We start from the raw sequence: 24,039 nt of genomic DNA on the forward strand, positions 1-24,039 counted from the left end.
CTTAAACCATTGAAAAGGTATCCTATGAACCACGCACAACAAGCGATAAAAGAACTCATCGAACAAACAGAAAAAAGCGTCATTGGACAAAGCCACGTGGTTCGAGCTTTAGTCATCGGGTTATTAACAAATGGGCATATTCTGCTAGAAGGTTTACCGGGAACGGCAAAAACACGTTCCGTAAAATCGTTGGCGAACTTGTTAAACACCAGTTTTGGTCGAATCCAGTTTACGCCGGATCTTTTACCATCTGACGTGACGGGTACTGAGGTTTATCAAGAGCTGGATGGTAAGCCGCAACTCCACTTTCAACCTGGGCCCATTTTTAACAGCATTGTACTTGCTGATGAGGTCAACCGTGCACCTGCCAAAGTACAAGCGGCACTGCTTGAAGCCATGGCCGAAGGCACAATCACAGTAGGCGATAAAACTCACGTATTGCCAGACTTATTTATGGTGCTTGCAACGCAAAACCCAGTAGAGCAAGAGGGCACGTACCCACTGCCAGAAGCGCAAATGGACCGCTTTATCATGAAGGTTACCGTCGATTATCCAGAAGATGACGCAGAACGTGACATCATTCGTTTGGTGCGCAGTGAAGAATTGGGTGCGGAAACCAGCAGCGAAATTATTACGCCAAAACACATCGAGCCAGACGTGGTGCTAGAAGCGCGCCGTCAGTTACCAAACATCGTGGTATCAGACCTAGTGGAAAACTACATCGTTGCGTTAGTGATGGCGACTCGTAAGCCAGAGCGTTATGCTGATTCAAACTTAGCAAAATGGATTGAGATTGGCTCTAGTCCTCGTGCTTCCATCGCTCTCGACAAGTGCGCTCGTGCGTATGCGTGGATGCAAGGACGTGACCATGTGACTCCTGACGATGTGCGTGCCATGGTTCCGTCTGTATTGGGCCACCGTTTTTCTTTGACCTACGATGCACTAGCAGACGGAGTCGATCACCAACGAGTCGTGCAAGAGCTGCTAGATTGTGTAGAAATTGGATAAGTGGGAGGCATTATGGCTAAGCCAACTCTTGCGCCAAAATCACAGGGGATGGATCCCCGTTTGTACTGCGATTACGCTCGTTTAGTACGTCTGCAAGCACAAGCAGAATCATTCAGTTTACTTCCTCACCTAAAAGCGGGTAGTGTACTCTCTGGTCGACACAATTCGCTGTTTCGCGGTCGTGGATTGAACTTCGAAGAGCTGCGTCATTACCAATTAGGTGACGATATTCGTAACCTTGATTGGAAAGTTACGATGCGTACGGGTAAGCCGCACGTACGCAGTTATACAGAAGAAAAAGATCGCAACGTAATCGTGTGTGTCGACCAGAGAAGCACAATGTTTTTTGCTTCGACGCAAGTAATGAAATCGGTTGTCGCGGCAGAGATCGCAGCGATGTGTGGGTGGCGAGTATTAAAAGATGGCGACCGAGTCGGTTTTGTCATCGCATCCCAGCAGGCGTTGTTTCACAGCAAGGCACAGCGTTCGCAAAACGATCTTCTGGCGCAACTTAAACGTCTCGCTAAAGCCAATCAATCGCTCAATGTGGACTCCCGCAATTCCGAAAAAGTAACGTTCAGTCAATGGATTGAGCTCATTAAACGTATGAAGCTCAAGCAATCCACTTTGATTTTTATCAGCGACTGGAGCGACTGCGAGGAGCACCATCTTGATCACCTTAAACAGCTGCAACAGCACAATGATGTTCTCGCAGTGATGGTTAGTGACCCATTAGAACAAACGTTACCGGACGATTTGGCAAAATCGAAATGGGTGGTTGGTGATGGGCAGTATCAACTCAACTTAGACAGCAAAGCAAAGGTAGAAGCTGCGAGCGCAAAGCTTGAGGCTCGAACTAGCTTACAGCGTCAATCACTCTCTCAACTTATGGCGATGAAACACCTTCCGCACATCGAACTCGATACGACAGGCGAGCACATTAAACAATTTCAAAAACTGGTAGGAGGGCGTTAAATGAGTGATCTTCCTACGCCTCCGAGTACCTACATACTCAGAGAGCTGCATGATGTGGCCGTACCATCTAGCGTGAGTTGGTACCCGCAAACTATTGGCTGGAAAATTTTAGCGGCGGTTGTGCTCATTGCATTGGTGTACGTCGTATATCGATTGGCTCGGCAATGGTGGCATAATCGTTACCGAAAAGAAGCTCTACTGGCGATTTCGCAAATCAAATCGAGCGACAAAGACATGCCAAAAGTATTGTTCTCTGTGCTTAAAGTAGTGCTGATTCATATTGATAGCCGCAACGCGAAATTGTTTGATACCGCCTTTCTGCGCAAGCTCGATGCGCTGTATCCGCAAACCGAAGATTCTCAAGCAAACTCGCAAATGGTTTTTAACGATGAGCTTTCAAAGTGCTGGCTACAAAGTATTGTTGACCCAAGCGTTACGCTAACCAACGAAGAGCGAGTAACGCTTATTGCTCGTGCGAAAAACTGGGTGAGTGAGCACCGTTGTGATGCTCAAAAAAGCGCGGCAAATAAATCACCACGATTGAAACGCAAAGCACATCAGGGAGGTCAACATGAATGATCTTCTTGCATCGATAACTGGTTTGTCTGGTTTTGAATTTGCTCACCCAATGTGGTTTCTGGTTTTGCCCTTGCCGTTGGTGGTGTACTACTTGGTGCCCGCATATCGCACTAAGCAAATGGCGATCAAAGTGCCGTTTTTTAGTCAGCTGGTGGAAGCGATTGGCGAGACGCCATCAGAAGGTGCAAGCCAGTTGACCCCGAGTTGGTGGCAGCGAGCAACGTTAATTCTTTCATGGCTTTTGGTGGTGTGTGCGATGGCAAAACCCACCGTGTTAGGCGAGCCTCAAGTTCGCGCGAGTTTAGGCCGCGATGTGATGGTGGTGGTGGATCTTTCGGGCTCCATGGCCGAGCCAGATTTCACCTCACGTACAGGCGAAAAAATTTCTCGTCTTGATGCGGCAAAAGAAGTGCTGTCGGAGTTTGTTCAGTCTCGTAAAGGTGACCGATTAGGCTTGGTGCTTTTTGGTGATGCTGCTTTCGTGCAAACGCCATTTACCGCAGACCAAAAAGTGTGGCTCGAACTGCTTAACCAAACCGATGTGGCAATGGCAGGGCAGAGTACCCATCTTGGTGATGCGATTGGCTTAGCGATTAAAGTTTTTGAGCAAAGCGATAAGTCGCGTAGTGCTTTAGAACAAGACCAAAACCGTGAAAAAGTCGCGATTGTATTAACCGATGGTAACGACACGGGCAGTTTTGTTGAACCGATTGATGCGGCGAAAGTTGCGAAAGCCAAAGGCGTGAGAGTACACGTCATTGCGATGGGCGATCCGGAAACGATAGGTGAAACCGCGTTGGATATGGACACGATTCATCGCATTGCGAAAGAATCCGGCGGTGAAGCGTTTGAAGCACTCAACCGTGATGAACTATCGGCTGCCTACGACGAAATTGGCAAACTGGAACCTCAACTTTACGAAAGCACTACATACCGCCCAAAACAAAGCCTTCATCATTACTTGATGGCGTTAGTGGTCATCATGCATTTGCTCGCGTTCAGCGTCGCAACACTCAAAAGAAGGGCTGTTACACGATCATCATTAGGAGAGAGCGATGTTTGATTCTCTTAGTTGGACGCAATTCTTTACGCAGTTTCATTTTATTCGACCACTGTGGTTACTGGCTTTGGTCCCCATGTTTTTCTTGGTGTGGTTACGCTGGCGAGAAGAAAGCAAGCCAAGCTGGAAGGATATTCTGCCCGAACATTTACGCAATGCTTTGACGATAGGTGAGCGAGGCTGGCGTAAGCAACTGCCGCTTAAGCTCTTGATACTGATTGTGTTCATCGCCATTGTGATTTGTGCAGGCCCAACGTGGCAACGAGAATCTTCTCCCTTTGGCGAAGATAAAGCCTCTATGCTTGTGGTGCTTGATAACAGCGACTCGATGCTGCAAAAAGATCTCCCACCAAGCCGCCTTGAGCGTTCCAAACAGAAAATACGCGATTTGCTAGTCGCGCGAAAAGGCGGAAAAACGGGTTTAGTCGTGTTCGCGGGCAGTGCTCATGTCGCGATGCCTATAACTCAAGACAGCAAAGTATTTGACGCGTTTTTGGCGGCCATTACGCCAGAAATTATGCCCGTGCAAGGTAAGCTTGCCGAAAAAGCATTGCCGTTAATTGACCAACAATTGCAAGGTCAACCAGGCTCCACTGTTCTGTTGGTGAGTGATGGCGTTAATCCAGCCACGATTGAGCAATACCAAGCGTATTTCTCGGGCAAACCTTATCAACTGTTAATTCTTGCGGCAGGGAATGCTGACATTGTGAGTAACAACCCAATGGATTTGGATTCTCTACAAAAACTGGCTAGTCAGACTAACGGTCGATTGGTGGAAGTGACCGTCGATAATAGTGATATCGAGCAACTGAACCGATACGTTGAGCGCAATATGCAGCTTAATGGCGAATCTTCAATGCCTTGGAAAGACATGGGATATCAGCTTCTGTTCCCAATCGCGCTGATCATGATGCTGTGGTTTAGAAAAGGGTGGTTAGTGCAGTGGTGCGTGATTGTAATGGTGAGCGGCACGTTATTGATGCCAACCAGTGCGTTGGCGGAGAACATTTCTGTTAAAGCCGAGCAGCCACAAGTTGTGCAAAAAGTGACGGCTTTCGACAAGGTAGCGCAATGGTGGTGGGATTTGTGGCTAACGCCAGACCAACAAGGACAGCGTTTGTTTAACAAACAAGCGTATTTAGAAGCCGCGAAACACTTTGTCAATCCATTACGCAAAGGCACGGCGTACTACTACGCTAGCGAGTTTGAACTCGCCCACAGTGCGTTTTTGGAAATGCAAAACGACCCGTCCGAAGAGGTTCGAGATTACGGTCTTTATAATGCGGCGAGTGCATTGGCGCGTCAGCGTGAATATTTGGCTGCACGTGACTTGTTAAAATCCCTAGCCAACAAGCCAACGTTGAGCGAGAGGCTAAGACCGGATGTTGAGCATAACTTGAAAGTGATTGGTGGTATTGTAGAGGACATCAACCGGATGAGTGAGAGTCAGGCAGGAACAGAGCAAGAAGCATCAACCGAGCTAGGCGATAACCCTCAAACCGCAGAAGGGGCGGATGAAAAAACGTCAGCGGAGTTGATGATTAAAGAGACGTTAAATGCAGACGACATCATAGGTAGCCAAGAATTAGCCGACAAATGGTTAAAGCGAGTCGAAGCGGATCCTAAATACTTCTTAAATGCGAAGTTTCAGATTCAATTGCGTTCAATAGAAACCGGAGAATCAACCTCTACTGCGAGCGAAAATACAGAGGAGGCGGTGCAATGATGAAAAGCCACCGTTTTACGCCCTTTGCTTTACCCTTGTGGGTAGTTATCTGTTTCGGTTTCCTCCTGAGCAGTAGTGTGTTAGCTCAAGATATTCGTGACGTTCAACGAGAGCATGGTGTAGAGTTACAAGCGTGGGTTGGTCAACAACCAACGGCTGGAGAGAAGCGTAAAACACCAAGCTTTAGCGTCAATGAGCAAGTTATTTTAACCATCGAAGTGGCAACGCCGCGTTGGTTTACGGGTGGTACGAGAATTGGCAATATTGAAATGCCCAATGTTATCGCCAAACAGCGTAATCAACTAGCAACCAACTTTACTGAGCAAAAAGAGGGACAAACTTGGTCGCGTCAACGATGGGAAGTGACTTTGTATCCTCAAGCTTCTGGTGATTTTGTGATTCCACCTGTCGCAGTGGGCGTTCAGGTGTCTGCGCCGGACGGCGAGAAGGTGTCAGGCACACTTTACACGCAGCCGATTAAGTTCAAAACCGTATTGCCATCGGGCCTGCTGAGTGGTGAGACACCTTGGTTTGCTGCAACAGATGTAGAGGTAAAGCAAGATTGGGATACCTCCACTGAGTCACTCAAAGTTGGGGATGCAATCACGCGTAAAATCACCATTTCTGCTCAAGATTCACTATCTGTATTGCTACCAGACTTGTTGAAAGGAGAATCAACAACCCGTTATCAAGCGTATCCTCAACCCCACCGTTTGACAGATACGCAAACACGTGGTGATTACCAGTCAACACGCGCAGAAGAGAGCGTGTACGTGATTCAACAAGGTGGTGAATTAACCCTGTCGGATTATGAGTTCCGTTGGTGGAACAGTAAGACTCAGCAAGTGGAAACGGTGATGTTAGAGGGCAAAACTTTTGCCGCGAAGCACACGTTGAAGTCCTTTATCAGAACATACTTTGCATGGATTGTTTCCACGCTTGTGTTGCTGGGTTTTGTGATTATTTCATTGGTAGCCATTAAACGTTACTACCGCAACAGACCGACACCAGCATGGCTGACGTTCCACCGTTTGTTAAAGGCTAAACGTTGGTCTGAAGCAAGGACCATATTGTACAAACAATTGCGTTTAAATACGGCAGAGCTGGAAATGAACAAAGCCGATACGAGTGAATCGTGGCAAAAAAGTGCGTCGCGAATGCAAAATGGTGAAAATAGCGCTCATTTACTGAAGTCGATGTGGCGCAAAATCCAGACCAAACAAAAACGCTTTAAATTCCGTATTCCGCGAGCGTTACCAGAACTGGACAAAGTCATTGGAAGAGATGGCAATGAATAAAACGGGGCGCTAATATAGCGCCTCGTTTTTATTAGAGAATAGAGTTCAAATGAGCCAAGAGTTTATGCGCCGCGCATTAAAAGTGTCCAAAAATGCGCTTCCTGAATGTCAACCCAACCCGCCGGTTGGCTGCGTGTTAGTGAGAGACAATCAAATCGTTTCTGAAGGCCATACTCAAGCGATTGGTGGCAATCACGCGGAAGTGGAAGCGCTGAATGCGTATCAAGGCTCGTTAGAATCGGTGACGGCATACGTTACGCTGGAACCGTGTTCGTTTGTTGGTCGCACGCCAGCTTGCGCGGTGACATTAGTCAAATCCGGCATAAGCAAAGTCGTCGTAGCCATATTGGACCCCGACCCACGCAACAGTGGTCGAGGTATCGAGATTCTAAAACAAGCAGGTATAGAGGTAGAAACGGGTTTGTGCGGCGAGGAAGTCAGCGAGTTTCTTACCCCTTACTTAGGCAAAGCCTAATCCAAGCTTTACGTTGCACTACGGTGCCAGTTTATATAGTGAATGAAGTGCGTCAAAATTGAGTTAAAACTCATTAAAACAAGCGATACCGCCCATTTATTGCACTTGGCTACGTGAAGGATCATGCTGTTAGATTAAAATAGAGAAAGTGACTTTTGAAAAATTTAATAGCATGAAACCGACCGACCTTAATCTTATTCCCATTTTCACTGCCATCTATGAAGAGCGTAACTTGTCTCGGGCGGCGGCGCGTTTAAACATCACCCAGCCTGCGGTGAGTAAAGCGCTAGCAAGGCTACGTGATATCTACGATGATCCATTGTTTCATCGTTGCGTTAAAGGTGTCGAGCCTACCTCGTTTGCGATGGATATTTATCCTGCTCTTCTAGCTTCAGTACAAAATTTCACTTCGACATTATCGGCCTCTAGTGGGTTTGACCCTAAAGTGTCGAATAGAGTGTTTTCTATTGCCTGTGTGTCCGTTGCAAGTTTTGAGTTGCTACCTCAAGTCATGAAACAAATCCGTGTGTCGGCGCCAAATGTTGCATTAGAAGTACATCCGCTTTTTACGGAAGATTTTGAAAGTGATCTGCGGTTACAACGATACGATTTGATCATTGATATCACACCAAGAGCAAGAACGGTGCTAAAACTGGAAACTGTACTTACGGAGCGTTTGGTGGTGGTATGTAGCGAAGCGCATCCCCGCCTCAATGACGAGATTACGGCTGAACAATTTTTTGAAGAAGAACACGTAGTAGTTTCGCAGTGGCAGAGTCGTAAGAGCCTGTTAAACGCCGATGACATTGTCGACTTGGACAAGAGAAAGATTAAGTATCGAGCCTCAGGCGTACTAGAAATGCTCCCAATTATTTGTGGTAGTGAATACATTGGTTTAATGCCAGAGTCGATGATCAACTTGTTCAATAACACCTATCATGTTAAATCTTTATCAATGCCATTTGATGAACAAATGTATGAGCTTTGTACAATCTGGCATCCTAGTCGCACAAACGACAGCGCCCATCAGTGGTTGCGTTCACAGATTAAGCAAGCAGGAAAAGTCATCAACCAATAGGAAGTGCAATGAAAAAGACAATACGTGCCATCCTTAACGGAAAAAAAGCTGGGAATCCAGAGTTAAGAGATGCAATCATGAAAATGAGAGAAAAAGGCATCGACGTACAGGTGCGTGTGACGTGGGAATCTCAAGACATGCCGCGGCTAGTGAAAGAAGCGGTTGCTGAAGGCATTGAACGTATTGTTGTCGCTGGTGGCGATGGGACTGTCAATGAGGCGGCTTCTGCGATTATTCAAATTGACGAAGTAAAACGCCCTGAGTTAGCCATTATTCCCCTTGGTACTGCCAATGACTTTGCTACCGCTATTCAAGTACCTAATTCCATTAAGGCGTCTTTATCTCTTGCTGTTGAGGGGCAGTCCGCTTTGGTCGATTGCGTCAAAGCGAACGATCGCTGCTTTATTAACGTGGCAACAGCAGGGTTTGGCGCAGAAGTTACAGCAGAAACGCCTGTTGAACTCAAAAACTTTCTTGGCGGCGGAGCTTACACGCTAACTGGTGTTGTAAAAGCACTTGGCTTTAAACCATATGACGGAACAATAACGATTGAAGGTGGCGCGTATCAGGGAGAAATGTTGCTCGGTGCGTTTTGTAATGGGCGCCTTGCTGGAGGTGGGCAAGAGTTAGCTCCAAAAGCGATGATTAATGATGGGATGATGGATCTAACATTGGTGCGCCCATTTTTACCTCATGAGCTGCCTAAAGTAATCGACGAGATCAATAACCCGAGTGAGAAAGGAGAGTTTGTGAAGTACACTAAAGCAAGCTGGTTGGAGATAGATTTTCCGAATCCATTGCCTCTTAATTTAGATGGAGAACCTTATCATTCGAGAACCATTAGATTTGATGTTCAGCCTAAGAGTATACGATTAGTCGTACCGCAAGATTGCCCTTGCTTGACTAGCTAAACGAGCGTTTTCCATGATTATTGCGTAACACAGCCACTAAAATGTGGCTGTGTTGTTTGTGTTGAGGTATTAGTCAAATTCTTAACGTTTTTGAATGGTCTCAACGTCTATTTGCGTAGTTGTCCAATCTGCGTCAACCTCTCCTCGAATCATTACGGTATCTTTTGGTGTCACTTCTTGACCCATCCAATCTTCGTTGTCGATCTCTACTTCGATCTCACCAGTGTTGTCTTTGAACAAGTAAGTCTCGTTACCAAATGATTGAACAATATGCCCGGTTAGCACTACAGCGCTGTCGTCGGTTGCGTTGCGCGCCTCTTTCACCGTATTGATTGCACTGACTTCTGGACCATTAAACGCGGCGAAAACCGAGCTTGAAAGTAGGGCAAGCATGGATGTTAACAATACTCTTTTCATTATCATCTCCTTATATTAGAAGTAATAAGTTGTGCCTACGTTAAAGGATGCAGTGTTTGCGTAGCTGTCTAGTTGGTATTTAGCGTTTGCACCAATGGTGAGCTTTGGCAACACTTGGTATTCTGCGCCCACAGAGAACATTGCGCCTAACTCGTTGCTTTTCTCCGAGCTATGGAAAAGCGTGTTGCTTATTTCCACATCGTCATTCGCGACAAGCTCATATTCTTGATGTTGAGCAACCTTGGCGTCGTATTGCGTGTAAGTTAAACCCGCTTTGAATTTTGTTGTCCATTTATCACTTAATGCATAGCTAAACACTGGTGCTAGCGAGACTTGTTTGGCTGTGATAGAGGAATCCCAATCCATTTCATGATTGTAATCTTTGCCATCAATTGTCTTGATACCAAGGTCCTTAGAACGGCCGTCATCAAGGTCAAACTGGCTGTAACCTAGCTCAATTGCCCAATTGTCATTAAACGAGTAACCGATAAATCCTGAGAGAATACCATCCTCAAGTTCTGGGTTAAGTGTTACATTTTCAGCTGAAAAGTGAGGTTCCAAGTCATGGTCAGTGGTGCCTAGTCCATATTCCAGACCTACATAAGGAGCCGCAGATACCGAAACTGAGCAGGTAACGAGTAACGCAAGAATGGTTTTGTTCATTTTATTTTGCCTCTTCAAATCAACTTAATGAGTAGAAGCGCATTGTGTGTGATGAAGCGTGAAGTGATCGTGAAGAAACGAAAATATTTCAGAAAAAAAGCAAGGTGCGGTAAAGAAGAAATTGTTTTAATGAACATGCGCCAAGCTCTTTATATAGAGTAAGTTAAGTTGCTGCGACGTAACACACCGCAAACGGGACATTAAGGCGAGTAAACTCTTTGATCCAACGCCATTGGTTATCCTGGAGTTTATCGCCAGGGCCTTTCACTTCAATCCACTCGAACTCGTTTTCTTTAAAAGCAATGAGATCCGGCATCCCATTACGGTAAAGCTTAAGGTCGCTCAATTGTATTTTGAACAGCGCCATCAGCATATTGGTTGGGATAGTGTTGAGTGCTGTTTCGAGTAGCTCTTTACTTATTAAGTTCCAATGTACAAATGGATTACTGATGCCAAACTTCTCATCGTATTTTGTCAATAACATCTGGGTGTTGCCCGCTTCTAGTTCGGCAAAAGCGGTGTCTATCAAAGCTTGGCGCTTGGTAACAAAATCCGAGTGATATAAATCTAAAGGACGGTGTTGATAAGCGTTAATGAATGCCCCTTCAATAGGAGCAAAAATCGCATCCCAAAAAGTGAGACCAAGTAATGCATTAAGCAGTGCATTTTCGGCGTAAAATACAGTCCAGCCTAAGGACTCAAAATACGCTTTGCTGGCGAGTTCGACTCTCTGTTGAGATAAATCCAGTTCAAGGCGGTATTCCGTACAGGTTGGCTTCGTCACTCTTGGCACTTTCTCGCCTTGTTTTCGTTTTAACCGTTGCTCAAGTTTTTGTGCAACTTCGAGCTCAGACACATCGATCGGTGAGTGAAGCATACCTGTGACAATGTCACCAAATAAATCATCATGGTTTAATTTGTCATAGATACGTGCGCGTCGTTCTCGGCTCGGTGTGAGTTGAGTTTGCCCAAATAGAGATAGGGCGGTCTCTAGATCATTAAGCCGTTCGTAATCACGTGCTATGTCATTCAACATGTGCTCGCGTTTACGATCTACGTAACGGTGTTTAACGGGCTGAGGCATTGCCTCAATTAATAAGTCGAGATTGGCTTTGTCTTTTCGGTCAAATTGCCAGTACAGGTTGGCCAACTGGCTCAGTTCAATTAAACGGTCTATTTGCTCACGTGAATCAAAGAAACGGCGCACTTTACTCAATTGATATTGCTCGAACTGATGCAAACCTAAGTCATCAAGCACAAACTGACTTAAGTCTTGATGGGTGTTGGCAAAAAACAGAGTGAGCAACACGTCGATCATATGAGCAGAATTGAGTTTGACGATCGTAAACTCAAGCTTCTCTGTACGATCAAATTCCGCATTACTCAAACGTTCGACAAGGGCGTCTTTCTTGAGTGATTTCGGCAGTTCGGGATAAAGCGTGGAGATTTCTGGCTTGGTCAGTAAATTAGCCGCTAACTCTTGATGAGAAAGGGGTGGGGAAAGGGCTACAAACTCATGCTGACTCAATTCTGCCAGTGCTTCATTGATAGAAGGTATTTCTGGATAACTCAGCTTATCACTTCGAAACCAACACCCCTTTCGGCTGTATAAACGTACCAAAAGGCACTGGGCGTGTTTGCTCAAAGAATCAAACGAGCAAAGCCATGCGTGTTCTTCCTTGGTCAGTAAATCGCTGTACCAAGTTACTGCGTGATGAGTCAGCTTAAAGAAGTTCTCTAGATAGTAGTCTGGTGCAAGTTCGATAGGGCTTTCCATAAACGACCGATAACAAAAAAGGCTTAACCCATAGGTTAAGCCTTTTTGCTATCAAATCAATTCGCAATTATGCGTTTTTTAGCTGTGCTACTTTCGCTGCAGACAATGGCTTAGTGATGAACGCTAGTACGATACATACTGCCATCATTGCTGAAGAAATTGTGTAAGCCAAGGTGTAGCCGTCGCCATTTGTCATCGAGAAACCAACAACCGCTGCGCCGATTGCACCACCGATACCCCATGCTGTGTAAAGCACGCCGTAGTTAGTGCCGTAGTTTTTCAGACCGTAGAACTCAGCCGTTAGAGTAGGGAATACCGCTAGAAGTGTGCCGTAACCTACCGCTGCGATTGCTGTACCGATGATCAGTGTAAACTCAGAGTCGAACGTCGCGAACAGCACCATGTTTACGCCTTGTAGAACGAACGCGAGTAGAAGCGTACGAACACCGCCGATTTTATCTGCAAGCATACCCGCGGCAACACGACCGCCAGAGTTAAATACAGCAAGAATAGACGCTAGGTAAACCGCGTTTGGCAAGTTTGCTTGAACGCTTGCGATTGTCGTGATGTTACCAATGATCATTAGACCAACAGAAGCTGCAAACGCGTACATGATCCATAGAGAGTAGAACTGTGGCGTTTTCAACATTGCTTTCCAAGTTAGGTCATCTGACTTTTTCACCGCTTTAGGTGCTTGGCCTTCTTTTACTTTAGGCTCCGCAGGTGTGTAGTCTGCTGGTGGGTTGTTGATGGTTGCTGCAAGAGGAACCGCAATCGCTAGGATACCAACACCAAGAATCATAAAGCTAGTTTGAATGCCCATGCTGTCTATTAGCGCAGAAGTTACTGGCGCAAGGTAAATAGCCGCTAGACCAAAACCTGCCGCAATAATGCCGTTAACCATACCTTTCTTCGAAGCGTGGAACCACTTCATCGCAGAAGGTGATAGGCATGCGTAACCAAAGCCGATACCTGCACCTGTGATCACACCGAATGTAATGTTCAACATTAGTGGAGAGTTCACAAAGCCAGAAGCGATCATGCCCAGACCTGTAAGAACAGTACCTAGGATAAGGATCATTCGAGGGCCCATGCGGTCTTGAAGAATACCTGCAATAAGAAGACAGATAGAGAAAGTGATGGTTGCAGTTGCGTAAGGTGCAGAAGCTTCTGCAGCACTCCAGCCTGATTCAGTTACCAGTGCCTTGTTGAATACACTCCAAGCATACAGGATGCCAAGACAAAGGTTGATACAGAACCCTGCTAACAGGATGCGCATAGCTTTATCAATCTTGCTCATTTTTATTCTCAGTTTTTCCTCTTATTGGCAATGCCGCAAAGAAGGTTGGTTTAAAGATGTTTTTTCTCAAAATTAGTTTGCGTTTTTCAACGTTTAACGCAATGAGCGCGGATTATAACCAATAAATATGTGATTGGAATCTCTTTTTACGGTTACTGATAAAATAATTTGCAACATTAAAAGTGGATGTGAATTCATGGTTTTGTATGTAGTAAGAACGTTGTAAAAAAGTGATATTTTTTGTTCGCTAATAACGAATGATGAGTCAAGACAGAGAGGTTTTACGCTGTTGAGTGCACAGTTCACATTTCAAATAAAAAATTTCAAAATGTTTCCATGTTAACCATCTGTAACAAAAATGGCGAATTTATCATCTAACTGTCGTAAGTATCAGATGCAAAGGGTTTCTTAATTTTTAATTGTTAACCTTTTGTAATAATTGAAGCTGATTAGCTTTTATGTTCATTAAGTGAGCAAAAAAGTAACTTGTAATTGCTGATTTTAGGCGCAGAATATAGTGAAAAATGAGTTTTCATTTATGAAGGGATGCTTTTTAGATTTGTTGTGAGGTGACTTATGAAACTGTTCCTATTACTCATGGCTTCGGTATCCGCTGGTATCGCATCAGCAGACCACATCCATTCATTTATGTTGGGCTTATCTATTGCTTCTTTAGCTGTAGGTAGCTGTTATTTCCTCGCATTTCGCAGCTCGCGTTTTCCACAGTTTGCTTTATTCCTACTCATTTGCGGTATGCTTTCTAAGTTGACGATAACCGTAGTCGGTGTGATGTGGGGAATGTCCGCGGAATTAATCACGTCTCCAATCGTATTCGCACTTTCATATTTATTCTTTTCGCTTGCCGTTACCTACTTATGGTTTAGCTACAGAGAGAGCATCACTAAGATTCCTGACCGATTTAAGTCAGCGTAAATCAACACATTAGAATAAAAAAAACGCCAGCACATTTGCTGGCGTTTTTAATTAAACGTAATTTTGTTCGGATATTGCTTTTAGTTTGATCGTGGCAATACCGTTAGGCACTCATTGGAACAAGCACCATAGTACCAATAATCACCGTGATAAGGCCTGCTAGAACTGGAACGGATGTGCGTTTTACAACTTCAAACGGGCTGATGTTTGCCATACCTGATGTCGCAACGATTACGCCAGATACTGGTGAGATAGTACGGCCTAGGTTTGATGCTTGAAGCATCGGGATAATTAGGAAAGCAGGGTTTAATCCCATTTTCGCAGCCAAAGATGGTGCTAACTCCACGAACGCATAAAAAGGCGCGTTACCCGAACCCGTTGCAATTGCTGCTGCAACTGTCAATGCAGTTAGAATAAGCATTAAAGCAACGCCGCCTGCACCAGCATTATCTGCTAGATGAAGTAGGTTATCGATAGCTCCGATAGACATCAGACCTTGTGCAAAAACCCCTGCGGCAACCAAAAGCATCACAACGCCTTTGAACGCGTCAGCCATGCCTGCGTAACAAGAATCTAAATCTTCTAGTGATTTCTTACCATCGAACTTATTTACAACATAATGGATCAGAGCTCCAAGGAAAATCGAACCAACCACAATAGTGTAGATGTCTAGACTAAGTCCTGGAATGGTACGACCGTTGAATAGGAAAACGCCGATGATAGGTAGAAAAGGAAGAGCTGCATAAAACGCTGGTGCGTCAGCTTTGATCTCTGATACATCAATTTTTTCCATTGGTGTATTTTCTTTCTTATCTAAGTATTTGTTCCAGAAGAACGCTGCCGCTGCCATGACGATGATTGCGCAAATAGAAACAGGCAACACAGTTTGTACCGCAAACACATCAAGCTCTAAACCAGACTTTTCTGCTGCGATAACAACATCACCAGAAGTAGGAGAAAGGATGATTGCCGCTGGAGAGGCACACACTGCAACGGCTGCTGGACGAGAAATGCCCATCGCGACCATCATTGGGAATAATGTCGCCATTAATAGTACGCCAAGGCCTGTTGCAGAACTTACCGCAAGAGACATTAAACACGCCACAATGTAAGCCGCTACCAAAAGGACGTAAGGAGACTTGATGACAGAAAGCGGTTTAGAGAACTGTTTCACTACCACGTTGTTCGCGCCGATATGGGTCATGTATGACGCAAAACCACAAAGCAGCATGATTTGCATACCAAGACCGCCACCGCGGTATTGAAGCATGTATTTCACGTATTCAAGCGCATCTGTCACCATGTTACCAGTTGAGGTGATTTTTGACGGCAGCACATCGTGCCCCAAAACGCCAGTCATAAGAAGTAAAGCAATACCAGCTGTCAGTAACACGCCCGCAGCTTTATAGCCTTTGACAATAAAGTAACCCACCGCAATGGTAACCACTAAGCCAATTAAGAGCTCTAACATAGGGATCTCCGAATGTTATGTAAAAAAGAAAGAAACTGTTTCAGTTTATGACAAGGAATTTACAGAATTCTTAGCTGTGGCACGAGACAAATATGGGGCTTGCATGATCTGAGACAAATAATAATTTAATAAATAATTTCGTTAGATTGTATTGTTGGAATTTGGTTTTCTAAGTGTTATGTGCTGGTTTGAAGCTATTTATAGGAAGGAAAATATGACTAGGAAAGTGAATGAATAAAGAGTGAATTGATTCACAATAGGAAAAGACTTTACTCAGTAAGCAATTATTGGAAAACACTCTTCACAACAAAAAAGCTTCGCCGAAGCGAAGCTAAGTAATCGTAAGAATGAGGATAAACTATGCGTATCGACGAACCATAAGGTTCCAACTACGTTGCTGCCGTTCGAACTCTGCTTTAATTTGCTGGTACTTCATTTTCGTTACAGAACATTCGTATTTCTTTACCACACTGGCAGTTTTGGCACCGAGTACTTCTTTGCGCATCTCGTAGTATTCCTGCATGTGATGAACTAGAGTATCAAACTCGTGCTGTAGCTGATCGAGGATTGTTTGCGTGTTCGGTTTCGATTCTAGCTTTTCTCTTGCTTTCTTCAAAAGTTGACTCGCACGGGCTTTTTCAATTCTAAATGTAGGCGTTGTGCGCAACTTAGATGTGAGTCCTAGCCAAGAACATGACTTTATCAACCACTTCGTTGGGTCGTAATGCCACCAATACACGCCATTGCGATAGTCATTCTCGAAAATATGATGGAAATTATGGTAACCCTCTCCAAATGTGAAAAAGGCGAGTACACCATTATCGCGAGCAGTGTTTTTGTCTGTGAAAGTTTGCTTACCCCAAATATGTGCGAGGGAGTTAATGAAAAAAGTCGTATGGTGACTCATAAAGAGTCGAGCCGCACCAACGACCAATAACATCCCCCAGATATCACCGTAGATCAGTCCGAGCATGACTGGGAAACCAATATTAGTCAGTAGGGCAAGTGGAACATAATACTTATGCTGCCACATGACGATTTTGTCGCGCTTTAGATCACGGCAGTTTGTATATTCGTTTTCCTTTGATTTATTGTAATCACGTAACATCCACCCAATGTGAGAATACCAAAAACCCCGCTTGGCTGAGTACGGATCTTTATCGTTATTGTCGACATGTTTGTGATGCACACGATGATCAGAAGACCAATGTAATGCACTATTTTGCAAAGAAAATGCTCCTCCAATCGCAAAAATGGCGCGCAAAATAGGATGAGCTTCGTATGTTTTGTGGCTCCAGAGACGATGATAGCCTGCTGTAATAGAAAGGTTAGTAAAACTAAATGCAATCACTCCCCAAATTAGATGTTCCCAACCCAGTCCAAAATGATATGCATACCAAGGCATTACAATAAAAGTTAGAACAAAACTGGCAGAAAATATTAATGTATTCAACCAGATAACAGGTGGTTTGTTTTGAGTCACAGGTGTATCCCTAACTTTGAGCTAACAACTGTTCGCCAGAATATCAGCGTACACATGTAAGTCAAATTAAAGTTAGACAAATGTGATGATTCCTTTGGGTATAGATTAAGGAACTTGATGGGATATTTTGCTTTTAATTGAATAATGAGTAGTATTAAAAAATGAGCTCTGGCTTAAGGTGTATAAAATCTGCCAAGAAACAAGTGTTATAAAGGTGGAATATACCGAGACTCTATAAAGAAGCAAAAATGTAAGAAAATAGGAATACGTAATGGATTTACGATTAGCGGAATATAAGGACTACGAGCGCATTGCGCATCTTCATGCGGATAGCTGGAAGCGTCATTACCGTGGCATTCTTAGTGATAACTATCTTGAGAAAGAAGCGATTGACGACAAACTACTGATTTGGCAAACCCGTTTGACCAACCCACCATTCAATCAGCACATTGTCTTGGCGGAGGAGGGAGGTTTGCTACTTGGCTTTGTTTGTGTGTTCGGCAACCATGATTTCGAGCGTGGAACCTTTATTGACGCATTGCATGTTGATGACAGTTACCGTGGTCGTGGGATTGGTAAGCAGCTATTACTTGCTGTCGCAGAATGGCAACAGCAGTACTTTCAAGACACAGGTCTTTATTTAGAAGTTGTGTCGCAAAACATTTCTGCGATTGAATTCTATCGCCACATTGGTGGACAAGAGGATCAAGAGCGAACTTGGCGCGCACCTGATGGCAAAGAGGTGTTAGAAAAAGTATTCCGTTGGAAGAACGCCCAGTCATTAGTTAGTGGGATTGAGGAAAACGTGATTTACTCCTAACCTAGCGTTCTAAAACATTAGATAAGAGCAGTCTCAACACTGCTCTTTTTTGTTTATGCACCCTAACGTTATGTTTTATTAAAAGCTTTCTAGAAGTTAACCCCCATAGCTTTTAGTTCGAGCTCACATTGCTGAGCATTTTCAAACTGAATAGCAGCCATGCCAACTGCTCGGGCACCTTCAACATTGTAAGGCATGTCATCAATAAATACTGTCTCTTCGGGGTTAAGCTGATAATTTGAAAGTAGAGTTTGGTAGATCTCCACTTGTGGTTTTAGTAATTGAACTTCAGAAGAGATGATTGCTCCATCAAACAGTGGCCAAAACTCATAGGTAGTACGAAGATGTTCCACAATTTCGTTGATGTTGTCTGTGAGCGCATATACGCCATATCCGGCACTTTTTACTCGTTTTAACAGCTCTATACTGCCGTAAAGTAGTATTTGAGTGTGTTTTACATAATAAAAGAAGCGGTCCATTTCTTCCGTCGTTACTTGGTGTTCACGTTGATAACGCTGTTTTGCTTCCCTTTCGGAGATCGTCCCTTTATTTAAATCTTTCCAGATTTGTGATGAAAATAGCATCTGAGCCATTTTCTCTGACTCTACGGAACCACCAAATGTTAAGCGAACGATTTCTACTGGAGACCAGCGTACCAATACATTACCTACATCAAAAATGACATTTTTTATCTGGAAAGAATTCATGACACACCCCAAGCCAATTGTTTGTCACCGCGCTATATGCGGTGAGTACTGTTTTTGAATCGTTGGAAAGTCGTGCCAAAGGCGCGACTTAAGTTTCTTGCACAAAATGAGATTAACATCCAATTGGATACAGAGCGATTATCGCAAAATTGCACTAAACTATATGCAACTTTGTTTATTTGGTTGTAAATCAAGTGTAGCTGTCTTAAAAGATTGAAACTAAAGATAAGTATTGCGAACTGTTTACGTCATTTCGCGCTGCTTATAAATGATGATTAATATATAATTAGTTAATAATAAAACGATAAAAGTGAATCAAAATCACACTATTGTGCGTCAGGCGGAGTAAGCAAAACAGATTATATGGACTCGATACGTAAGGTTTATCAATATGCAGAACCAAACCTAACTCTCGTTGGCTGGATGGGGTTTCTTGGCTTTCCGCTGTACTACTTTGTCTGGGAGTTTGCCTTTCCACAGGCTTATGAAAATTTACCCCTTAGATTGTTTTGTTCGTTATTGTTTTTCGGAATCATTTTTAGAAACCGCTTATCATCGACTTGGAGAGATTATGTTCCTATTTATTACCAAGTGACGATAACGCTGTGTTTACCGTTTTTCTTTTTTTATATGTTACTGATGAATGACTGGTCCAATGTATGGGTTATGTCGTTTATGTCTGCAATTTTCTTACACATTTTACTGGTTCATGTTACTAGGGTCATGTTTGCTCAAACCTTTGCTGGGATAGGCTTGGCCACATTCTTCGCTTGGGTTGCAAAAGGGTTCCATCTGGACCTGACCATGGATTGGACTCATGTGCCAATCTTTCTGTTTATTTATGTCTTCGGTAATTTGTTCTATTTTCGTAACCAAGTTGAACATGAAGCAAAAGTCTCGCTGGCAAAATCATTCGGGGCAGGGATTGCACATGAAATGCGTAACCCGTTGAGTGGGCTTTGCACTTCAATAGATGTTATCCAGTCGATCTTGCCCAACATGAAAGAGGCAGGAAAAGAGCAGTACGTCATGAGTGTAGAAGATGTCACCTTATTACGTGAAGTGAGTCAGGATGCAATGAACATTATCCAATCGGGTAATGAAACCATCGATTTATTGCTGACTTCGATTGATGAAAATCGAGTTTCTCGTTCTAGCTTCAAAAAATATTCAGCTCACTCGGTCGTTGAACAGGCAATTGAAAGCTTCAGTTATAAACGTGCCACTGATCGATTTGCCATATCGTTGGATGCGAGAAGTGAGTTTGAGTTTCTAGGTAGTGATACGCTGCTTAAATACGTTATGTATAATCTTTTCAAGAATGCCTTCCATCACCGTAAATCTGAAGATTTTCACATACATGTATCCATGATAAGTTCAGAACGCTTTAATCAAATTGTTGTAACCGATAATGGTGCTGGTATTGCTCCTGATGTTCTACGCAATATCTTTCAAGACTTTTACACCACCGGCAAATCAGGAAGTTATGGTTTGGGCCTACCGTTTTGTAAAAAAGTCATGCGTTCATTTGGGGGGAACATTGAGTGTCAATCTCAGTTAGGGGAGTGGTCTCAATTTACGTTAACTTTCCCACTAACGACATCTGATACCGTTACTGAAATCAAAAACGATCTGACTAAACTCAAAACCATTCTAACGGTGACTAGCCAAGATATCTTGGTGTCTAAAGTAACAGATATTAGCCGTTTTATGGGCTTTGACTCGACGATTTTAGATGCCAACCAAGTACTCAAAAAGAAAGAGTACGAGTTCGAATTCGATCTGATTTTTATCGATCTTGAGAGCTTAGATCCAAGAGCAAACCAATTGGATAGATTAGAATCTCTCTTGTCTTTCACTGAAGCACGCATAGTTTATCTTTTTGAGCATCATCCGACTCAGAGAGCACGTAAGGCTGCATATGAACCTATTTGGATCGAAACGCAAGCCTGGTTATTGAATACTAAACCAACTATTGAGCGTCTCTTATATGATTCAAGCTATGTATCGACACCAACGGCCTCGGTGACGTTAGATAATTCAAATAAGCGCACAATTATGGTCGTGGATGATAATGAATCTTTGCGTAAATTCACGGCAATGTTACTTGAAAAGCAAGGCTTTGAAGTGATTCAGAAAGAAGACGGGCAGCAGGCTCTGGATACACTAGAGCAAGAAGATGTTGATCTCATTCTGATGGATATCGAAATGCCAATTATGGATGGTGTAGAAGCGTCTAGGCGAATTCGAAGCTCGGATAAAAACTATGCGTCGGTACCTATTATTGCGCATACAGGGGATAGTTCACCTGTCACGTTGGACAAAATTGGGTCTTCGGGTATGTCTGACTTCATCGTAAAACCGGCGGATAAAAATCGTTTGTTCGATAAAATCGCAAACTGGATCTAATCATTCGCGACTTGTTTTCTTGAGGCGAGTTGCTCACAACGAATAACACGAATAAAGAGCTCAGCAAAACTGTTGAGCTCTTTAGTTTTATCTACACACTAACTTACACAAACTCTAAGTCAGGGTGTGCAAATGCTTGTTGGCAGACAGTGAGTACATGATCAACTTCAGCAGCTGTCATGTCTGCATTGACTGAAAAACGGATGATGTTTTTGTTCCTTCCAGTTGCAGGGCGGCAAAACACTGCGCCGTAAACATTTCGCTCTTCGAGAAAGTCGCGGACTCGCTCAGTGTTTCTCTCGTTACCACATTCTAATGCGATAATTTGTGATTCACTGCGAATAGTAAATCCAATGCGTTTTAAACCAACGGCTAAAGACTTGGCTCTTTCAAACAGAATATCTCGCTTATCATCTGATTTTCTTATGACGTCCAGTGTTTTCTCTAGCCGAATGATCTCTTGCGGTAATACGGTAGAACTAAATATTGCAGGGTACGCCACAAATGGAAGCGTCTTCGCCAGTTTTTCTGGGCCTAAAATCGCGCCAGCACGATAAGCAAATGTCTTGGCAAGACTAACGGTAATAAAATCTACCTTATGAGTTAAGCCAAGACCCTGCAGTATCCCCGCACCTTGTGGACCGTGTGTACCTAAAGAGTGTGATTCATCTACAACCAGGCCGCAGTCAAACTCCTGTGCTATTTCGTAGATATCACGTAGAGGAGCGATGGTCCCGATAGTGCTGTAAACCGAATCCACAACAATGATCCCTGAACCGTGACGTGAAATCTGTTTTCTTAGGTGACTGGTGTTGTTATGCATGAACGGATGAATTTGTGCTCCGGCAATACGTGCGCCTTCCCACAAAGACATATGTGCAAAGAAATCAATGTACACAGGTATGTTCGGTGCACAAATAGTCTGCAATAAACCGACATTCGCAGCCCAACCAGATTGAGAAAGTAGACAACTAGGCATACCAACGAAACTGGCTAGTTGCGTTTCAAATGCAGGTTTCGATTCATCATCTTGTAAGAAAATCGCGGACATCACGACGTTGTCATCGTGCTGGGAAATCGCATCACGATGCGCGTTTTGAATCTCCTTATTATGAGACAGTGCAAGGTAATCATTGCTTTGCAGGACAACGGCATTACACGGTGGGCGTTTACCAAGAACAAGGTGTTTTTTGTTCTCATTCGGTTCGATTAGATCTTGAATATAAAAATCTAGGCGTTCCTCGATAAAGGAGGGAAGTGGTTTGCTTTGTATAGTTTCACTCATAATAAATCTCTTCTTCATATGGAAAAACGCCAGCGCTGACACTTATTCATATTGCGGATTTTGGGGAGAGTGTCACTAACCAGGTTGCATAAGTTTGCAGACCCTTGCAAACTCGACATTTGAGGGTTGGATGGTGGCTGTAACTCTATAGGGGCCCGGGGTCTAAACTAGTTTGTGCTTAAAGTTTATACGGCGATTTTGCGGTGTTTTTTCGTGCTTCATATCTGGGATTTTGGATGAGGAATATAAAGTTTGAAAAGTGAAAAAAATGGGCGCATTAGATAACAAAAAAGGCGCGAAAATCGCGCCTTGAAACATGAGTAGATAAGAGACAAGCTTATCGCTTATTACGTAAATAGCGCTTACGACGCTCTTCTTTACGCTTCGCTTTTTCTTCTTCTTTACGGGCGGTCTCAATCTCGACTTCAATCAGCTCTTGAGTGATCATTTCTGGGCGTTCTAATGTAATTTGGCCCAAAGTGCCTTGACGAAGTTCGTGCAATAAGATCTCTGATACTTTGTGCAAGTCAACACGTCCACCTGCACGTAGTGCACCGCGGCGACGACCAATTTCTTCCATGATCTCGATATCTGATTCTGGAAGCTCTTCAATTTGATAACGCTCTTTAAGCTTGTCTGCATAATGAGCTGCTAGGTATTCAATGGTATAGAATGCGACTTCGTCATATTCCATCGCTGTATCTTTTACCGCGCCGGTAGCCGCAAGGCGGAAGCCACTGTGTGGATTTTCCACTTTTGGCCATAAAATTCCTGGAGTATCAGATAATACGATGCCATTTTGCAGGTTGATACGTTGTTGACGACGTGTAACCGCGGGTTGGTTACCTGTTACAGCGATTGTTCGACCTGCGAGGGTGTTAATGATCGTCGACTTTCCAACGTTTGGGATGCCCATGATCATGGTGCGAATGTTTTTACCAATTTCTTCTCGGTGTGGGGCAAGTTTGCGGCAAAGCTCCATGATTCGATGCACTTCTTGTGGTTCAGAAGTCGTGATCGCCATTGCTTTTACATGTTGCTCTTGCTCCAAGTGCTCAATCCACAGTTGAGTTAATTCTGGATCGGCCAAATCACGTTTGTTCAAAACTTTAACGACAGGTTTGTCACCACGGATTTGAGAAATCAAAGGGTTTTCACTACTGAAAGGAATACGAGCATCCAGTACTTCGATGATCACATCCACTTGAGGGATTGCTTCTTCGATCTCTTTACGTGCTTTGTGCATGTGGCCAGGAAACCACTGGATTGAGTTATTAACCATTTGAATTTAATACCTTAATTTTTCTAATGCTCCAGCGGTTGTAAAAGTAGCAATGTGAGTCTTGAGTAATACAATACTAGAACGCATTTTCTAAAACTGTGTTTACTTCAAGCTGCTCGAAACCGCGGAGTTGAGCTTTCTTTCATGTTAATACGCCAGTTTATCATGGAATGATGATGAATCATTCAAGATGAAAGTAAAAAGCTATGGCGTGTAAACCTAAAAGCACACATCCCTTATGTATACCGACTCGCAGTGAATATCCGTCTGGGTGAGAGACCGAACGCAAACGCTGTGTAGTCAAAGGTGGATTGTGTTGTCAGATTGTTCTGACGAATTTTGGTTTTTTACTTTTATATCAGAGTGTTATTTTTATTTCACT

21 protein-coding genes are annotated in these 24,039 nt (G+C 43.8%); 12 read left to right on the plus strand and 9 right to left on the minus strand.

The features are described 5' to 3' along the window. Positions 1 to 24: 24 nt before the first annotated feature. The 9 genes from R7F07_RS05300 to yegS all read left to right on the plus strand — a co-directional run bounded on the left by R7F07_RS05300 (position 25) and on the right by yegS (position 9,110). Positions 25 to 1,008 carry an AAA family ATPase gene (locus R7F07_RS05300; RefSeq protein ID WP_005376549.1) on the plus strand — a complete coding sequence of 328 codons (984 nt, stop codon included), beginning with the start codon at positions 25 to 27 and terminating at the stop codon, positions 1,006 to 1,008. Positions 1,009 to 1,020: 12 nt separating this feature from the next. Next, positions 1,021 to 1,983: a DUF58 domain-containing protein gene (locus R7F07_RS05305; RefSeq protein WP_054577822.1), complete on the plus strand. Its 963-nt coding sequence runs from the start codon at positions 1,021 to 1,023 to the stop codon at positions 1,981 to 1,983. After that, entirely contained in the window at positions 1,984 to 2,562 is a 579-nt protein-coding gene (locus R7F07_RS05310; protein WP_005376546.1) for a DUF4381 domain-containing protein, read from the plus strand. Then, the gene (locus tag R7F07_RS05315; protein ID WP_171342901.1) at positions 2,555 to 3,625 is read left to right on the plus strand and encodes a vWA domain-containing protein; all 1,071 of its coding nucleotides are present in this window, start codon (positions 2,555 to 2,557) and stop codon (positions 3,623 to 3,625) included. Before R7F07_RS05310 ends, R7F07_RS05315 begins: the two co-directional genes overlap by 8 nt. Continuing rightward, positions 3,618 to 5,348, plus strand: a complete 1,731-nt coding sequence (locus R7F07_RS05320; RefSeq protein WP_318110455.1) for a VWA domain-containing protein — start codon at positions 3,618 to 3,620, stop codon at positions 5,346 to 5,348. The genes R7F07_RS05315 and R7F07_RS05320 overlap by 8 nt, the downstream gene beginning before the upstream one ends. Then, positions 5,345 to 6,646, plus strand: a complete 1,302-nt coding sequence (locus R7F07_RS05325; RefSeq protein WP_171342903.1) for a BatD family protein — start codon at positions 5,345 to 5,347, stop codon at positions 6,644 to 6,646. The genes R7F07_RS05320 and R7F07_RS05325 overlap by 4 nt, the downstream gene beginning before the upstream one ends. Positions 6,647 to 6,695: 49 nt before the next feature. Then, positions 6,696 to 7,121, plus strand: coding sequence for a bifunctional diaminohydroxyphosphoribosylaminopyrimidine deaminase/5-amino-6-(5-phosphoribosylamino)uracil reductase RibD (locus R7F07_RS05330; protein WP_171342904.1), 426 nt, complete (start codon positions 6,696 to 6,698; stop codon positions 7,119 to 7,121). Between the two features lie 172 nt (positions 7,122 to 7,293). Continuing rightward, positions 7,294 to 8,199, plus strand: coding sequence for a LysR family transcriptional regulator (locus R7F07_RS05335; RefSeq protein ID WP_171342905.1), 906 nt, complete (start codon positions 7,294 to 7,296; stop codon positions 8,197 to 8,199). 8 nt (positions 8,200 to 8,207) lie between these two features. Next, positions 8,208 to 9,110 (plus strand): lipid kinase YegS, encoded by a 903-nt coding sequence (gene yegS, locus R7F07_RS05340; RefSeq protein ID WP_151515638.1) that lies wholly within the window; start codon positions 8,208 to 8,210, stop codon positions 9,108 to 9,110. 81 nt (positions 9,111 to 9,191) lie between these two features. On the opposite strand, the gene R7F07_RS05345 is transcribed toward yegS, so the two are convergent. The 4 genes from R7F07_RS05345 to R7F07_RS05360 form a co-directional block, all read right to left on the minus strand. Further along, positions 9,192 to 9,527 (minus strand): YgiW/YdeI family stress tolerance OB fold protein, encoded by a 336-nt coding sequence (locus tag R7F07_RS05345; protein WP_042520734.1) that lies wholly within the window; start codon positions 9,525 to 9,527, stop codon positions 9,192 to 9,194. Between the two features lie 15 nt (positions 9,528 to 9,542). Continuing rightward, positions 9,543 to 10,190 (minus strand): AcfA family outer membrane beta-barrel protein, encoded by a 648-nt coding sequence (locus R7F07_RS05350; protein ID WP_149192062.1) that lies wholly within the window; start codon positions 10,188 to 10,190, stop codon positions 9,543 to 9,545. A gap of 163 nt (positions 10,191 to 10,353) precedes the next feature. After that, on the minus strand, positions 10,354 to 11,967 hold the full coding sequence (locus tag R7F07_RS05355) for a VRR-NUC domain-containing protein (RefSeq protein WP_171342906.1): 1,614 nt from the start codon (positions 11,965 to 11,967) through the stop codon (positions 10,354 to 10,356). A gap of 67 nt (positions 11,968 to 12,034) precedes the next feature. Continuing rightward, entirely contained in the window at positions 12,035 to 13,267 is a 1,233-nt protein-coding gene (locus R7F07_RS05360) for an OFA family MFS transporter (RefSeq protein ID WP_171342907.1), read from the minus strand. Between the two features lie 576 nt (positions 13,268 to 13,843). Here R7F07_RS05360 and R7F07_RS05365 point away from each other — a divergent pair. Continuing rightward, entirely contained in the window at positions 13,844 to 14,200 is a 357-nt protein-coding gene (locus R7F07_RS05365; protein ID WP_318110456.1) for an NADH:ubiquinone oxidoreductase, read from the plus strand. A 103-nt stretch (positions 14,201 to 14,303) separates the two neighbouring features. On the opposite strand, the gene dcuC is transcribed toward R7F07_RS05365, so the two are convergent. Next, positions 14,304 to 15,671, minus strand: a complete 1,368-nt coding sequence (dcuC, locus tag R7F07_RS05370) for an anaerobic C4-dicarboxylate transporter DcuC (protein ID WP_005376528.1) — start codon at positions 15,669 to 15,671, stop codon at positions 14,304 to 14,306. A 358-nt stretch (positions 15,672 to 16,029) separates the two neighbouring features. Continuing rightward, positions 16,030 to 17,154 (minus strand): acyl-CoA desaturase, encoded by a 1,125-nt coding sequence (locus tag R7F07_RS05375; RefSeq protein ID WP_017821552.1) that lies wholly within the window; start codon positions 17,152 to 17,154, stop codon positions 16,030 to 16,032. 271 nt (positions 17,155 to 17,425) lie between these two features. Here R7F07_RS05375 and R7F07_RS05380 point away from each other — a divergent pair, with 271 nt between their 5' ends. Next, complete coding sequence (locus tag R7F07_RS05380) at positions 17,426 to 17,974, plus strand: GNAT family N-acetyltransferase (RefSeq protein WP_104980607.1); 549 nt, start codon at positions 17,426 to 17,428, stop codon at positions 17,972 to 17,974. A gap of 89 nt (positions 17,975 to 18,063) precedes the next feature. Here the strand turns inward: R7F07_RS05380 and R7F07_RS05385 are convergent, their stop codons facing one another. After that, complete coding sequence (locus tag R7F07_RS05385) at positions 18,064 to 18,681, minus strand: HAD family hydrolase (protein ID WP_171342909.1); 618 nt, start codon at positions 18,679 to 18,681, stop codon at positions 18,064 to 18,066. 363 nt (positions 18,682 to 19,044) lie between these two features. Here R7F07_RS05385 and R7F07_RS05390 point away from each other — a divergent pair, with 363 nt between their 5' ends. Next, a complete protein-coding gene (locus tag R7F07_RS05390; RefSeq protein WP_137282685.1) occupies positions 19,045 to 21,090 on the plus strand; it encodes a response regulator in 2,046 nt (681 codons plus the stop codon). A 103-nt stretch (positions 21,091 to 21,193) separates the two neighbouring features. On the opposite strand, the gene cqsA is transcribed toward R7F07_RS05390, so the two are convergent. Both cqsA and ylqF read right to left on the minus strand, forming a co-directional pair. Beyond that, complete coding sequence (gene cqsA, locus R7F07_RS05395; protein WP_053349163.1) at positions 21,194 to 22,375, minus strand: alpha-hydroxyketone-type quorum-sensing autoinducer synthase; 1,182 nt, start codon at positions 22,373 to 22,375, stop codon at positions 21,194 to 21,196. 337 nt (positions 22,376 to 22,712) lie between these two features. Continuing rightward, entirely contained in the window at positions 22,713 to 23,657 is a 945-nt protein-coding gene (ylqF, locus tag R7F07_RS05400; RefSeq protein ID WP_005376521.1) for a ribosome biogenesis GTPase YlqF, read from the minus strand. Positions 23,658 to 24,039 lie beyond the last annotated feature (382 nt).

This window comes from Vibrio sp. YT-16 (genome assembly GCF_033337405.1).
GTDB classification, from domain to species: domain Bacteria; phylum Pseudomonadota; class Gammaproteobacteria; order Enterobacterales; family Vibrionaceae; genus Vibrio; species Vibrio alginolyticus.

What these genes read in the sequence shown, in the direction of transcription:
- R7F07_RS05390 (WP_137282685.1), top strand. Translation starts at nt 19,045, where the DNA reads ATGGACTCGATACGTAAGGTTTATCAATATGCAGAACCAAACCTAACT.
- R7F07_RS05310 (WP_005376546.1), top strand. Translation starts at nt 1,984, where the DNA reads ATGAGTGATCTTCCTACGCCTCCGAGTACCTACATACTCAGAGAGCTG.
- R7F07_RS05355 (WP_171342906.1), bottom strand. Translation starts at nt 11,967, where the DNA reads ATGGAAAGCCCTATCGAACTTGCACCAGACTACTATCTAGAGAACTTC.
- R7F07_RS05380 (WP_104980607.1), top strand. Translation starts at nt 17,426, where the DNA reads ATGGATTTACGATTAGCGGAATATAAGGACTACGAGCGCATTGCGCAT.
- R7F07_RS05365 (WP_318110456.1), top strand. Translation starts at nt 13,844, where the DNA reads ATGAAACTGTTCCTATTACTCATGGCTTCGGTATCCGCTGGTATCGCA.
- R7F07_RS05345 (WP_042520734.1), bottom strand. Translation starts at nt 9,527, where the DNA reads ATGAAAAGAGTATTGTTAACATCCATGCTTGCCCTACTTTCAAGCTCG.
- R7F07_RS05350 (WP_149192062.1), bottom strand. Translation starts at nt 10,190, where the DNA reads ATGAACAAAACCATTCTTGCGTTACTCGTTACCTGCTCAGTTTCGGTA.
- R7F07_RS05300 (WP_005376549.1), top strand. Translation starts at nt 25, where the DNA reads ATGAACCACGCACAACAAGCGATAAAAGAACTCATCGAACAAACAGAA.
- cqsA (WP_053349163.1), bottom strand. Translation starts at nt 22,375, where the DNA reads ATGAGTGAAACTATACAAAGCAAACCACTTCCCTCCTTTATCGAGGAA.
- R7F07_RS05335 (WP_171342905.1), top strand. Translation starts at nt 7,294, where the DNA reads ATGAAACCGACCGACCTTAATCTTATTCCCATTTTCACTGCCATCTAT.
- R7F07_RS05330 (WP_171342904.1), top strand. Translation starts at nt 6,696, where the DNA reads ATGAGCCAAGAGTTTATGCGCCGCGCATTAAAAGTGTCCAAAAATGCG.
- R7F07_RS05315 (WP_171342901.1), top strand. Translation starts at nt 2,555, where the DNA reads ATGAATGATCTTCTTGCATCGATAACTGGTTTGTCTGGTTTTGAATTT.
- dcuC (WP_005376528.1), bottom strand. Translation starts at nt 15,671, where the DNA reads ATGTTAGAGCTCTTAATTGGCTTAGTGGTTACCATTGCGGTGGGTTAC.
- R7F07_RS05385 (WP_171342909.1), bottom strand. Translation starts at nt 18,681, where the DNA reads ATGAATTCTTTCCAGATAAAAAATGTCATTTTTGATGTAGGTAATGTA.
- R7F07_RS05305 (WP_054577822.1), top strand. Translation starts at nt 1,021, where the DNA reads ATGGCTAAGCCAACTCTTGCGCCAAAATCACAGGGGATGGATCCCCGT.
- yegS (WP_151515638.1), top strand. Translation starts at nt 8,208, where the DNA reads ATGAAAAAGACAATACGTGCCATCCTTAACGGAAAAAAAGCTGGGAAT.
- ylqF (WP_005376521.1), bottom strand. Translation starts at nt 23,657, where the DNA reads ATGGTTAATAACTCAATCCAGTGGTTTCCTGGCCACATGCACAAAGCA.
- R7F07_RS05360 (WP_171342907.1), bottom strand. Translation starts at nt 13,267, where the DNA reads ATGAGCAAGATTGATAAAGCTATGCGCATCCTGTTAGCAGGGTTCTGT.
- R7F07_RS05320 (WP_318110455.1), top strand. Translation starts at nt 3,618, where the DNA reads ATGTTTGATTCTCTTAGTTGGACGCAATTCTTTACGCAGTTTCATTTT.
- R7F07_RS05325 (WP_171342903.1), top strand. Translation starts at nt 5,345, where the DNA reads ATGATGAAAAGCCACCGTTTTACGCCCTTTGCTTTACCCTTGTGGGTA.